Here is a 12,476-nt window from a genome sequence, read left to right on the forward strand (position 1 = left end):
GGGTCGATTGAATCCACAATAGCAGCGACGCGAGCGCCGGGGCGGGATGGCGCCGGACGTCGCGCGGTGCGCCAGCCCGGGCTGCAGAAGTAAGGCTGAGCGTCGCGGTTCCGCGCCGATCCGCGCCATCCGGCCGCTCAGCCTTGGTTCTGCGTCCCCTCAGATCCCGCTTGCTGGTCGAGCAGCCCCGGAGGGGCGTATCGAGACCCGCCTCTCCCGGGGTCCGGGTGACGGGGATCTCGAGACGCCCGCTGCGCGGGCTACTCGATCAGCAAAGGGGGGCGGGGCGTCAGGCGCCCCAGCTGGACTGGGTGCCGCCGACGCGCTCGGCGGCGAGCTGCTCGGCGCGGCCCGACGCGGCGTACTCGCGCATCGGGTCCGCGGGCAGGCCGCGGGTCTCGCGCCAGGCGGCGAGGGCCGGGCGCACGTCCGAGTAGAAGGCGTCCATCAGGATCCCGTTCGCGCCGAGCACGTCGCCCGCGAGCTGCGCCTTCTCGAGCTCCGCGCGGTCGACGAGCAGCGCGCGCGCCGTCATCTCCTGCACGTTCAGCACCGAGCGGATCTGGCCGGGGATCTTGTCCTCGACGTTGTGGCACTGGTCGAGCATGAATGCGACGGGCGAGTCGGGGCCGTAGCCGCCTCCGCGCACCACCTCGAAGAGGATCCGGAACAGCTGGAACGGGTCGGCGGCTCCGACGATCAGGTCGTCGTCGGCGTAGAAGCGCGAGTTGAAGTCGAACGAGCCGAGCTTCCCGAGACGCAGCAGCTGGGCGACGATGAACTCGATGTTGGTGCCCGGGGCGTGGTGGCCGGTGTCGAGGCAGACCAGTGCGCGGTCGCCCAGCGCGGCCACGTGCGCGTACGAGGTGCCCCAGTCCGGCACATCCATGTGGTAGAACGCGGGCTCGAAGAACTTGTACTCGAGCACCATCCGCTGCTCGGCGCCCAGGCGCTCGTAGATGGTCGCGAGGGAGTCGGCGAGACGGTCCTGGCGGCCGCGGATGTCCTGCTGGCCGGGGTAGTTCGAGCCGTCGGCGAGCCAGATCTTGAGGTCGCGCGAGCCGGTCGCGTCCATGATGTCGATGCAGGCGAGGTGGTGGTCGATCGCCTTCTGGCGGATCACCGGGTCGGAGTGCGTGAGCGAGCCGAACTTGTAGTCGTCGTCCTGGAAGGTGTTGGAGTTGATGGTGCCCAGCGCCACGCCCTTCGACGCGGCGTAGTCGCCGAGCGCCGAGTAGTCGTCCACCTTGTCCCACGGGATGTGCAGCGCGACGGTCGGCGCCAGTCCGGTGAGCTCGTTGACGGTCGCCGCGTCCGAGATCTTCTCCTCGATGGTGCGGGGCGTGCCGGGAGTGGCGAACACCTTGAAGCGGGTGCCGGCGTTGCCGAAGGCCCACGAGGGCAGTTCGATCGCCTGCTGCTCGAGCTGGCTGAGGACGTCGGGGGTGAGTTCGGTCACGAGGCGTGTCCTTCTGCGAGAGGGGTGGGAGTGGCGTCGAGCGCCGCGAGCTGGTCCTCCAGGTGGAAGACCTCGGTCAGGGGGAGGAAGCCCTCGTCCGGCGCGCCGTCGAGGTCGACGAAGAACTCGCCCATCTCGGCCTGCCAGCGGGCGTTGACCTCGGTGCGGGCCATCGCGGCCTGCGCGTCGACGATCGAGGGCGTCTCGACGTAGCCGATGAGCAGCCCGTCCTCGCGGACGAAGAGCGAGTAGTTGTTCCAGCCGGTGGCCTTCAGGGCCCTCAACATGTCGGGCCACACGGCCGCGTGGCGCTCCTTGTACTCCTCGAGGCGGTCGGGCTTCACCTGGAGCTGGAAGCAGACCCGGGTGAGGGGGACGTCACTCGACATCGAGCGGCTCCTTCGTTCGGAGGGGTGCGTGAATCGTTTCACACGAGTGCCCGCCGAGCGTATCGCGAGGCCGCGGGGCGTGTCAAAGAGCGCGGACCGAGCGTGAACCGAGCGCGAACCGAGCGCGATCCGGGCTCGATCCGCCCGAAAGCATTGCCATCCGCTGCCGCCCGTGTATAAAGTCACGACCACAGACAGCACGTTCACCCGCTACTGAATAGGTATTCAAATGCTCGAAGCCGACACCGGTCAGCTCGCTCGATGGCGAGAGCTGACCTCCGAACTGGCACAGGCGCCGGCCGACGTCCGCGACCGCCTCCTCGACGAGCGCGCGCGGCACACCCGCCGCGACATCGTCCTCATGATCGACACCGCCGGCCTCGGCCACATCGGCGGCGACTTCTCGGTCACCGACATCCTCACGACGCTGTTCAACTCGACGCTCCGCATCGACCCGTCCGACCCCGCGAAGCCCGGTCGCGACCGCTTCATTCTCAGCAAGGGCCACTGCGCCGCGGCGCTCTACGCGACTCTCGCGAGCTGCGGCTACTTCTCCCCGAGCGAGCTCACGACGTTCATGGCCCCGCTCTCGGCCCTCAACGGCCACCCCAACCGCAACAAGGTCCCCGGAGTCGAGACCAACACCGGTCCGCTCGGTCACGGTCTGCCCGTCGCCGTCGGCCAGGCCCTCGCGGCCAAGCTCAGCCAGGACGGCTCCCGCGTCTTCGCCGTCATGGGCGACGGCGAGATGCAGGAGGGCAGCAACTGGGAGGCCCTCATGACGGCCGCCCACTACGGCCTCGACAACCTCACCGCGATCGTCGACCGCAACCGCCTCCAGCAGGGCGCCCGCACCGAGGACACCTCCTCGCTCGACCCGCTGGACGAGAAGCTCCTCGCCTTCGGCTTCGAGCTGCGCATCATCGACGGCCACGACTGGGGCCAGCTCCTCGAGGCCTTCGGGCCCTCGACCACCGGCAAGCCGGTCGCGGTCATCGCGAACACCATCAAGGGCAAGGGCGTCTCCTTCATCGAGGACCGCGTCGAATGGCATCACAAAGTCCCGTCGGCCGAGCAGGTCGTCCTGGCACTGGAGGAACTCGCATGAGCAGGGAGACGACCACCGTGTCGACCGTCGCCGCCTACGACAACAGGGTCGCGTTCGCGGAGGAGCTCATCGAGCTCGCCCGCACCGACGAGCGCATCGTCGCGGTCTGCAACGACTCCGTCGGCTCCTCCAACCTCGGGGCGTTCAAGACCGAGTTCCCCGACCGGCTGATCAACGTCGGGATCGCCGAGCAGGCCCTCGTCGGCGTCGGGGCCGGTCTCGCGAGCGCGGGCTACATCCCCTTCGTCTGCGCGGCGAGCCCGTTCCTCACCGGCCGCTCGCTCGAGCAGGTCAAGGCCGACGTCGCCTACAGCCAGCACAAGGTGATCCTCTGCGGCATGTCGCCCGGCATGGCCTACGGCGAGCTCGGCCCGACCCACCACTCGGTCGAGGACCTCAGCTGGCTGCGCGCGCTGCCGGGACTGGACATCATCGTCCCGGCCGACCGCCACCAGACCCGTCTCGCCGTGCGCCAGGCCGTCGCCGACCCGCGCCCCACCTTCCTCCGCGTCGGCCGGCACAAGGTGCCCGACGTGTCCACTTCGGAGTCGACGCTCGAGCGCGGCCGCTTCCAGACGGTCCGCGAGGGCACGGACGTCACGATCATCGCGACCGGCACGCTCGTGTCTCGGGCGGTCCAGGCGGCCGAGCTGCTCGACGGCCAGGGGTTCTCGACCCGCGTGCTCAACGCCTCCTACATCGCGCCCTTCGACGTCGAGGCCGTCACGGCCGCGGCGAACGAGACCCGCGCGATCGTCACGGCGGAGGAGGCGAACATCGCCGGCGGCCTCGGTGCCGGAGTCGCGTCGATCGTGTCGCAGCTCGGCGGCGGTGCCCGTGTCCCCCTCCGGATCCTCGGGCTCACCGAGTTCGCGCCCACGGGCGACACCGAGTTCCTGCTCGAGCACTTCGGGCTGAGCGTCGAGGGCATCGCGCGCGCCGCGCGGGAAGCCGTGAGCAATGGCTGACTCCCTTCGCGACGACGCCGTCGTCGTCGCGGTCGATCAGGGCACGAGCTCGACGAAGTCCGTCGCCGTCGACGCCTCCGGCGCGATCATCGCGTCGGCCGCCGTCGAGCTCCGCCAGCTCCACCCCGCGGCCGGCTGGGTGGAGCAGGACGCCGAGGAGATCCTCCGCAGCGTCACGAGCACCCTCGAGACGCTCGCGGGCACGCTCGGCGACCGGATCGTGTCGGTCGGGCTCGCGAACCAGCGCGAGTCCGCGGTCGTCTGGGACCGCGTCACGGGCGAGGCCCTCGGCCCCGTCCTGGGCTGGCAGGACCGGCGCACGCTCGCCCGGGCGGAGGAGCTGCTCGCGGCCGGGAACGGCCCGTGGGTGCGCCGCGTCTCGGGCCTCCCGCTGGACCCCATGTTCTCGGCACTCAAGTTCGAGTGGCTGCTCGACGCGGTCGACCCCGACCGCAGCCTCAGCAGCGCGGGCCGCCTCGCGCTGGGCACGGTCGACTCCTGGCTGATCGCCCGGCTCACGGGCGAGCACCGGATCGAGGCGGGCAACGCGAGCCGCACCCAGCTGCTCGACGTCCGCACGGTCGACTGGGACGACGACCTGCTCGCCCTGTTCCGGATCCCGCGGGCCGCGCTGCCGCGCCTCGCCGCGTCGGACGAGCCGACCGCTCCGATCGTCGGCGTGGCGGCCCTCGCCCAGGGCGTGCGCATCGACGCCGTGCTCGGAGACTCGCACGCCGCGCTCTTCGCCCACGGCGTCCGCGAGCCCGGCTCGGTGAAGGCGACCTACGGCACCGGCTCCTCGATCATGGGGATCTCGGCCGACGGCGACCTCGGCGACTCCGACACCCTCGCCCGCACCGTCGCGTGGGCGCTCGGCGACCCGGCGACCGGGGCCGTCCGGGCGTTCGAGGGCAACGTCCTCTCGACCGGAGCGACCGTGCTGTGGCTCTCGCGCCTGCTCGGCCGCAGCGCCGACGAGCTCGACCAGCTGGCCAGGACGGTCGACGACGCGCACGGCGTCGCCCTCGTTCCGGCCTTCGCGGGCCTCGGCGCGCCCTGGTGGGACGCCGCGGCCACCGCGGTCCTCACCGGATTCGACCTCGGCACCACTCCGGCGCACCTCGCCCGGGCGGCCTTCGAGTCGATCGTCCTGCAGATCGACGACGTGCTGCGCGCCGCCGAGGCGCTCACCGGACGCCCGATCGACACGATCCTCGCCGACGGCGGCCCCTCGCGGAACGACTGGCTCATGCAGCAGCAGGCCGACCTCGGCGGGCGCACCGTCGCCCGGTCCACCGTCGCCGAGCTGTCGGCACTCGGAGTCGCGCACCTCGCCGGCCTCTCGATCGGACTCTGGACCCCCGCCCGGCTCGAGAGCGTGCGCCCGGCGCGGTTCTCGTTCACCGGTTCCGCGGATCCGCTGCCCGCCGAGCGCCGCCGGGCCCGCTGGCTCGAGGCGGTCGCCCGGGCCCGCCACCAGCCGACCGTGCCCGCCGAGCACCGCGAGCACTCGCTGCTCTAGCCCGCACCACTCTTCTTCTCCCCGCATGCAAAGGAGCACGCCATGACCGACACGGTCGCCTCACCGATCTACCTCGACCACTTCACCGGTCGGGTCGCCGCCGTCACGGGATCCGGACGCGGCATCGGCCTCGCCCTCGCCCGCGCCTTCGCCGAGTCCGGCGCCTCCGTGCTGCTGATCGACCGCGACGCGGTCGTCGAGCAGGCCGCGCAGGAGCTGCGCGAGGCCGGGTACGACGCGCACGGAGTCGTCGCCGACGTCACCGACGAGGAGGCGGTGCGCGCGGTGTTCGCCGACGCCGCCGAGCGCTGGGGCCGCCTCGACGTCCTCGTCAACAACGCCGGCATCATCACCATCTCGGACCTCGACGACCTGAGCCTGGCCGACTTCCAGCGGGTGCTGACCGTCAACACGACGGCGATGTTCCTCTGCTGCCGCGAGGCCGCTCCGCTGCTGCGCGAGAGCGAGCACGCGGTGATCCTGAACGCCGCGTCGGGCCAGGCCCGGCAGGGCTTCATCTTCACTCCGCACTACGCGGCCAGCAAGTTCGGAGTGATCGGGCTCACCCAGTCGCTCGCGAAGGAACTCGCGAAGGACGGGGTCCGGGTCAACGCCTACTGCCCCGGCATCGTCAAGACCGACATGTGGGACTACAACGACCGCGAGTGGGGCCGCCGGCTGGGCGACTACGCGCCGGGCGAGCTGATCCAGGAGTGGATCGACGACATCCCGCTCAAGCGCCCCGCCGAGGCCGCCGACGTCGCGAACCTCCTGCTCTTCCTCGCCTCCGACGCCGCCTCGTACATCACCGGCCAGACCGTCAACATCGACGGCGGCATGTTCATGAACTGACCCGTCCCGCCCCCTCCCTCCTTCTCTCCTCTCATCCAACGGAGCATGCAATGTCAATCCAGACCCCACTGCTGAAGGACCCGGTGATCACCCCGACAGGGCGACGGCCGGTCTCCTCCTACTTCGGCGGGAGCGCCGGGAGCTTCATCGGCCTCATCGCCCTGTTCATCGTCCTGTCGATCGTGGCGCCCAACTTCTTCACCGCCCGCAACCTCGTCAACGTGGTCGACCAGGTCACGGTGCTGGGCATCCTCGCCATCGGCGCGACGCTCGTCATCATCACCGGAGGCATCGACCTCTCGGTCGGCGCGATCCTGGGCCTGTCGACGATGGTGCTCGGCTGGCTCTCGCACGACGGCGGCTGGCCGCTGCCGCTGGCGATGCTCGCCGCGATCGCCGTCGGCGGTCTCGCCGGAGCGCTGAACGGCCTCGGGATCACGATCGCCAAGCTCCCGCCGTTCATCGCCACGCTCGCGATGATGTCGATCGCGCGGGGCCTGGCGAACATGATCACCGACGGCCAGCAGATCGTCGGCTACCCGGAGTGGTTCTTCAACCTCTCGGCGAACCGCTTCCTGGGCTTCTTCTCGGTCACGATCATGGTCGTCATCGCGCTGTACATCGCCGCGTGGGCCTACCTGAAGTACCGCGTCGGCGGCCGGTCGGTGTTCGCGATCGGAGGCGGCCCCGAGGTCTCGCGCCTCGCCGGCATCCCCGTGAAGCGGGTCACGACCTGGGTGTACGTCGCGGCGGGCGCGCTCGCCGGAGTCGGCGGCATCGTCCTCGCGACGCGCCTCGACTCCTCCCAGCCCACCGCGGGCACCGGCTACGAGCTCGACGTCATCGCGGCGGTCGTCATCGGCGGCGCGAGCCTCACCGGCGGCGTCGGCCGGATCACCGGCACCGTGATCGGCGTCCTGATCATCGGATTCCTCCGCAACGGCCTGAACCTCATCGGCGTCTCGCCGTTCCTCCAGCAGATCGTCATCGGCCTCGTGATCGCGATCGCGGTCATGGCCGACGTCCTGCGCCGCAAGCGCGCCTAGCGCTCCCTCCCTCCCACCCACCCCTCCCGGGGCGACCAGAGTCGGTCGCCCTCACCCCATCAAGGAGAACCATGTTCCGCAAGATCACCGCGGGCGCCGTGACGCTCGTCGCCGCAGCCGCTCTACTCACCGGCTGCGCCTCGACCGCAGGCGGCGGCGAGGACGGCGAGAAGACCGTCGGCCTGGCCGTCGCGAACCTCCAGGCCGACTTCTTCAACCAGATCCGCCAGTCGGTCGAGGCCGAGGCCGAGGCGCAGGGCGTCAAGGTCATCGTCTCGGACGCCAAGGGCGACTCCGACACCCAGGTCAGCCAGATCCAGGACTTCATCACCCAGGGCGTCAGCGCGATCATCTACATCCCGGCCGGAGCGACCGCCGCGACCGTCCCCGTCCGCGCGGCGAACTCGGCCGGCATCCCGATCGTCACCGTCGACCGCAACCCGGAGGGGTCGCCCGGCGACACCTTCATCGCGACCGACAGCGTCGCCGCGGCCGAGGCGCTCGGCGACTGGGTCGTCGAGCAGACCGGCGGAGAGGCCAACATCGGCGTCATCCAGGGCCAGGTCGGCACGACGCCCGAGCTCGCGCGCGACGAGGGCTTCACCGCGGCCATCGAGAAGGCGCCCGGGATGAAGGAGGTCGCCCGCCAGGCGTCGCTCCAGTGGGCGCAGGACGAGGGCTACGACATCGCCACCGACATGCTGCAGTCGAACCCCGACATCACGGTCTTCTTCGGCCGGGCCGACGCGCTCGCGCTCGGCGCCTCCGCCGCCGCCCGTGCCGCGGGACGCGACGACATCCTCGTCGTCGGCTTCGATGGCGACAAGGCGGGCCTGGAGGCCGTGAAGGACGGCACCCTCGGCGCCACCATCACCCAGCCCACCCAGGGAATGGGCAAGCTCGCCCTCGAGTCGGCTCTCGAGCTGGCCGACGGCGGAGAGGTGCCCGCCGAGCAGCTGCAGGAGGGCGTCCTGACCACGAAGGACAACGTCGAGCCCTTCATCACCACCCACCCGTAACCACCACCGGCGGGCGGCGCCCACCCGGCGCCGCCCGCCTCCCCTCTTCCCCCCGCCGACATCGAAGGAGATGCACCATGGAGCAGCAGACCTCGCCGCGCTCGACCGAGCCGGGGCTCGTCGTCACCGGAGCGACCAAGATCTACCCCGGGACGACCGCCCTGGACGGGGTCGACCTCGAGATCCGGCCGGGAGAGGTCGTCGCGCTCCTGGGCGAGAACGGCGCGGGCAAGTCCACGCTCTCCTCGATCATCGCGGGCGTCACTGCGCCGACGAGCGGATCGATGACCTGGCGCGGCGAGCCGTACTCGCCGTCGAGCCCCGCCGAGGCGATCGCCGTCGGCATCGGGCTGATCCACCAGGAGACCCGGCTGCTCGGCGACCTGACCGTCGCCGAGAACGTGGTCATCGGCCGCTGGCCCGGCAGGGCCGGCTTCGTGAACGCGAAGGCCATGCGCGAGCAGGCCGAGGTGCACCTGCGCCGCCTGGGCTTCCAGGGCCGGATGGACCAGCTCGTGCGCGAGCTGAGCGTCGCCGGCGCGCAGCAGGTCGAGATCGCCAAGGCGCTGATGCTGAACGCGCGCCTGCTCATCCTCGACGAGCCGACCGCCGCGCTCGGCCAGGCCGAGACGGACGCGCTGTTCGAGACCGTCCGCTCGCTCCGCGCCGAGGGCGTCTCGTTCGTCTACGTCAGCCACCGCCTCGCCGAGATCGCGCAGATCGCCGACCGCATCGTCGTACTGCGCGACGGCCGCAAGATCGCCGAGCACGAGGACGGCCGCATTCACCCCGACCAGCTCGTCGAGCAGATGGTCGGCCGCTCGGTCGAGCGCCTGTTCCCCGAGATCGCGGCGCCCCGTCCCCGCGTGGTCCTGGGCATCGACGGCCTCACCGGCAGCAACGGCCGCTTCGAGGACGTCAGCTTCGAGGTCCGCGAGGGCGAGGTGTTCGGCATCGCCGGCATCGTCGGCGCCGGCCGCACCGAGCTGGTCCGCGCGATCGGAGGCGCCGACGGCGTCTCGGCGGGCACCATCACGATTCAGGGCAGGAACCTCCGCCCGCACCGCCCGAGCGACGCGATCCGCGAGGGCATCGTCCTCATCCCGGAGGACCGCAAGCAGCAGGGCCTCGTGCTCGAGCAGAGCATCACCGAGAACATCACCCTCCCCAACCTCGACAAGGTGAAGGACGGCGGCGGCTGGGTCTCCCCGAAGCGGATGCTCGCCATGGCGAGCGCCATCTCGCAGAAGATGGGAGTGAAGGGCCAGCTCGGCCAGGCCGCGTCGTCGATGTCCGGCGGCAACCAGCAGAAGGTCGTCATCGGCAAGTGGCTGGAACGCAGCCCCAAGGTCGTGATCCTCGACGAGCCGACCCGCGGCATCGACGTCGGCGCGCGGGCCTCGATCTACGAGATCATCCGCGACCTCGCCGAGGGCGGCACGGCCGTCATCGTCGTCAGCTCCGACCTCGACGAGGTCCTCGGCCTCGCCCACCGCGTCATGGTCCTGGCCCGCGGCCGCAACCAGGGCATCCTCGACGGCGACTCCGCCTCGGCCGCCGCGGTCATGTCGCTCGCCACCGTCTGAACCCGTCCACCACCCCGATCAGGAGCATCATGCCCACTCTCTCCTTCCGCCTCGACGGCGACGTCGCCCTCGTCACCGGAGGCGCCAGCGGCATCGGCCGCGCGATCGCGCTCGGGATCGCCGAGAGCGGCGGCGCGGTCGGCCTCGTCGACCTGCCCCGCGCCGACTTCTCGGCCTCCGTCGCCGACATCGAGGCCGCCGGGGGGCGCGCCCTCGCCGTGCCGGCCGACGTCACCGACCCGGAGTCGATGGCCGCCGCGGTCGCCACGATCCAGTCCGAGCTGGGCCCGCTGACCCTCGCGGTCAACGCCGCGGGCATCGCCAACGCCGCTCCTGCCGAGGAGATGGAGCTGGACGTCTGGAAGCGGCTCTACGACGTCGACGTCACCGGCGTCTTCGTCTCGAGCCAGGCCGAGGCGCGCGCCATGCTCGAGAACGGGCGCGGCTCCATCGTCAACATCGCCTCGATGTCGGGCAGCATCGCGAACCGCGGACTGATGCAGGCGCACTACAACAGCGCGAAGGCCGCGGTCATCCACCTCTCGAAGTCGCTCGCGGCCGAGTGGGCGACCCGCGGCGTGCGGGTGAACTCGCTCAGCCCGGGCTACACGATGACGCCGATGAACTCCCGCCCCGAGGTGGCCGACCAGGTCGCCGTCTTCGCCACGGAGACGCCGATGCAGCGCACCGCGGAGCCGTTCGAGATGGCGGGTCCCGCGGTGTTCCTCCTGTCGCCGGCCGCGTCGTTCGTGACCGGCCACGACCTCCTCGCCGACGGCGGCTTCACGATCTGGTGATCGGCGCGCCGCCGGGTCCCGACGGCGTCCGAGCAGCGCTCAGACCTCGGGCTCGGCGGCGAGCCTCCGCGCCGTGTCGACGTCCGTGATCATCACGTCGATCCAGCGGCCGCGCAGCGCCGCGCGCACCGCCTCGTACTTGCGGGCGCCGCCGGCGATGCCCACCCGCCGCGGCACCGCGCGCATCGCGGCGGCGTCGATGCCGACCGTCCGCTCCGAGAACCCCGTCTCGATCAGGCGGCCCTGCGCATCGAAGAAGTGCAGGCAGATGTCGCCCACGGCGCCCGCCTCGCTGAGCGCGTCGATCTCGGTCGCCGAGATCGCGTTGCCCGAGTCCTTCAGCATGGGGGAGGGGGCGACGCTGCCGATGCCGGCGATCAGCACCGTCAGCCGCGACCACTCGTCCAGCACCTCGCGGGCGAACTGGTCCTCGAGTATCGCGTCGCGCGCGCCTCGGCTGGCGACGATGCCGGGGGCCGAGAAGAAGACGGGGGAGGCGCCGGTGACGGCGGCCATCCGCTCGACCAGGTGCGTGGCCTTCATCTGCACCGACGCCGTGCCCAGCCCGCCGAGCACCTGCACGATCACGTCGGCGGTGCTGACCGTGCGCGGCGCCATCTTGTCGACGGTCGCGAGCAGGGTCGAGGACCACGACGAGATCCCGACCCGGTCGTGGCCGGTCAGCGTCGTCTCGAAGTAGGCCGCGCCCGCTCCGCTGAGCGCGGCGAGGATCGAGTACTCGTCGTCGCTGCTCGTGTCGGCGACGACCACGTCGGCCAGGCCGAAGCGGTCGCGCACCGTGTCCTCCAGCTCGGAGTGCACGCCGGCGGGCGGCACCACGATCGTGCGCACGATGCCGAGGGCGACCGCCTCCTTCAGCAGCCGCGAGACGCGCGACTGCGAGACGTGCAGGCGCGTCGCGATCTCGGGCTGGCGCAGCCCGTCCTCGTGGTACAGCCGGGCGACCTTGGTCACCAGCGAGAGCCGGTCGATCGAGAGCCGGCTCGGCGACACCGGCCCCGGCCTACTCATCGGCGCCGTCCGCGTCGAGCGCGTCCCTGCTCCCGCCGCGCTCGCGGAGGAACGCCTGTAGCAGCTCGATCGAGGTGACGAGGACGTCCTCGCGCTCGCCGATCTCGAGCAGGCGCGGCAGTCGCGCCATCTCGCCGTCGTCGTCCACGATCTCGGCGATGCCGGCGACGGGGTGCAGCCCCGCGAGCAGGAGCAGGTCGACGGCGGCCTCGGTGTGCCCGTCGCGCTCGAGCACCCCTCCGTCGACGGCACGTAGCGGCAGGATGTGGCCCGGCCGGGTGAGGGCGGTGGGAGCGGCGTCGGGGTCGGCGAGGACCCGGAGGGTGTGCGCGCGGTCGGCCGCGCTGATCCCGGTGCTCAGCCGGTCGGCCGCGTCGACCGTGACGGTGTACGCGGTGCCGCGCGGATCCTGGTTGACGGCGATCATCGGCGGGAGGTCGAGCCGGTCGGCGATCGCGTTCGTCAGCGGCGCGCAGAGGAACCCGGAACTGTTGCGCACCGTCCACGCGATCGTCGCGGCGCTCGCGGTCTGCGCGGCCAGGACCACGTCGCCCTCGTTCTCGCGGTCCTCGTCGTCGACGACGATGACGGGGCGGCCCTTCCGGAGGGCGGCGACGGTGTCGGGGATGCTGGCGAGGGCCATGCCGTGCTCCAATGATCGAGTCAGGGCACAGCCTAGGGACTAGGCATTCACCCGT

11 protein-coding genes and 1 pseudogene are annotated in these 12,476 nt (G+C 71.4%); 8 read left to right on the top strand and 4 right to left on the bottom strand.

The genetic code is table 11. The features are described 5' to 3' along the window. Positions 1–289: 289 nt before the first annotated feature. On the bottom strand, positions 290–1,459 hold the full coding sequence (gene rhaI / locus LRG51_RS13130) for an L-rhamnose isomerase (RefSeq protein ID WP_077222065.1): 1,170 nt from the start codon (positions 1,457–1,459) through the stop codon (positions 290–292). Next, positions 1,456–1,848, bottom strand: coding sequence for an L-rhamnose mutarotase (locus LRG51_RS13135; protein WP_230673144.1), 393 nt, complete (start codon positions 1,846–1,848; stop codon positions 1,456–1,458). The genes rhaI and LRG51_RS13135 overlap by 4 nt, the downstream gene beginning before the upstream one ends. 229 nt (positions 1,849–2,077) lie before the next feature. Between LRG51_RS13135 and LRG51_RS13140 the strand changes: the two genes are divergently transcribed. The 8 genes from LRG51_RS13140 (at position 2,078) to LRG51_RS13175 (ending at position 10,746) form a co-directional block, all read left to right on the top strand. After that, complete coding sequence (locus tag LRG51_RS13140) at positions 2,078–2,956, top strand: transketolase (RefSeq protein ID WP_230673145.1); 879 nt, start codon at positions 2,078–2,080, stop codon at positions 2,954–2,956. Beyond that, the gene (locus LRG51_RS13145; protein ID WP_230673146.1) at positions 2,953–3,924 is read left to right on the top strand and encodes a transketolase family protein; all 972 of its coding nucleotides are present in this window, start codon (positions 2,953–2,955) and stop codon (positions 3,922–3,924) included. The genes LRG51_RS13140 and LRG51_RS13145 overlap by 4 nt, the downstream gene beginning before the upstream one ends. Then, positions 3,917–5,446 carry an FGGY family carbohydrate kinase gene (locus tag LRG51_RS13150; protein ID WP_230673147.1) on the top strand — a complete coding sequence of 510 codons (1,530 nt, stop codon included), beginning with the start codon at positions 3,917–3,919 and terminating at the stop codon, positions 5,444–5,446. Before LRG51_RS13145 ends, LRG51_RS13150 begins: the two co-directional genes overlap by 8 nt. A 42-nt stretch (positions 5,447–5,488) precedes the next feature. Continuing rightward, the gene (locus LRG51_RS13155; protein WP_230673148.1) at positions 5,489–6,298 is read left to right on the top strand and encodes an SDR family NAD(P)-dependent oxidoreductase; all 810 of its coding nucleotides are present in this window, start codon (positions 5,489–5,491) and stop codon (positions 6,296–6,298) included. A 50-nt stretch (positions 6,299–6,348) separates the two neighbouring features. Beyond that, a complete protein-coding gene (locus tag LRG51_RS13160) occupies positions 6,349–7,344 on the top strand; it encodes an ABC transporter permease (protein WP_055789685.1) in 996 nt (331 codons plus the stop codon). Between the two features lie 71 nt (positions 7,345–7,415). Then, entirely contained in the window at positions 7,416–8,363 is a 948-nt protein-coding gene (locus tag LRG51_RS13165; protein WP_230673149.1) for a substrate-binding domain-containing protein, read from the top strand. Between the two features lie 77 nt (positions 8,364–8,440). Beyond that, on the top strand, positions 8,441–9,949 hold the full coding sequence (locus LRG51_RS13170) for a sugar ABC transporter ATP-binding protein (protein ID WP_230673150.1): 1,509 nt from the start codon (positions 8,441–8,443) through the stop codon (positions 9,947–9,949). A 29-nt stretch (positions 9,950–9,978) separates the two neighbouring features. Further along, positions 9,979–10,746: an SDR family oxidoreductase gene (locus tag LRG51_RS13175; protein WP_055789696.1), complete on the top strand. Its 768-nt coding sequence runs from the start codon at positions 9,979–9,981 to the stop codon at positions 10,744–10,746. 39 nt (positions 10,747–10,785) lie between these two features. Here the strand turns inward: LRG51_RS13175 and LRG51_RS13180 are convergent, their stop codons facing one another. After that, entirely contained in the window at positions 10,786–11,760 is a 975-nt protein-coding gene (locus tag LRG51_RS13180; RefSeq protein WP_230673151.1) for a sugar-binding transcriptional regulator, read from the bottom strand. A 58-nt stretch (positions 11,761–11,818) separates the two neighbouring features. Next, positions 11,819–12,421, bottom strand: a pseudogene (gene ribB, locus LRG51_RS13185) (3,4-dihydroxy-2-butanone-4-phosphate synthase); the annotation flags it as partial. Between the last annotated feature and the right edge of the window lie 55 nt (positions 12,422–12,476).

The sequence above is a fragment of the Rathayibacter sp. Leaf248 genome (assembly GCF_920939495.1).
Classification (GTDB): Bacteria; Actinomycetota; Actinomycetes; order Actinomycetales; family Microbacteriaceae; genus Rathayibacter; species Rathayibacter caricis.

Excerpts from the sequence above, each read along its gene's own strand:
- LRG51_RS13145 (WP_230673146.1), top strand. The coding sequence starts at position 2,953 with ATGAGCAGGGAGACGACCACCGTGTCGACCGTCGCCGCCTACGACAAC.
- LRG51_RS13165 (WP_230673149.1), top strand. The coding sequence starts at position 7,416 with ATGTTCCGCAAGATCACCGCGGGCGCCGTGACGCTCGTCGCCGCAGCC.
- LRG51_RS13160 (WP_055789685.1), top strand. The coding sequence starts at position 6,349 with ATGTCAATCCAGACCCCACTGCTGAAGGACCCGGTGATCACCCCGACA.
- LRG51_RS13170 (WP_230673150.1), top strand. The coding sequence starts at position 8,441 with ATGGAGCAGCAGACCTCGCCGCGCTCGACCGAGCCGGGGCTCGTCGTC.
- LRG51_RS13150 (WP_230673147.1), top strand. The coding sequence starts at position 3,917 with ATGGCTGACTCCCTTCGCGACGACGCCGTCGTCGTCGCGGTCGATCAG.
- LRG51_RS13140 (WP_230673145.1), top strand. The coding sequence starts at position 2,078 with ATGCTCGAAGCCGACACCGGTCAGCTCGCTCGATGGCGAGAGCTGACC.
- LRG51_RS13155 (WP_230673148.1), top strand. The coding sequence starts at position 5,489 with ATGACCGACACGGTCGCCTCACCGATCTACCTCGACCACTTCACCGGT.
- LRG51_RS13135 (WP_230673144.1), bottom strand. The coding sequence starts at position 1,848 with ATGTCGAGTGACGTCCCCCTCACCCGGGTCTGCTTCCAGCTCCAGGTG.
- LRG51_RS13175 (WP_055789696.1), top strand. The coding sequence starts at position 9,979 with ATGCCCACTCTCTCCTTCCGCCTCGACGGCGACGTCGCCCTCGTCACC.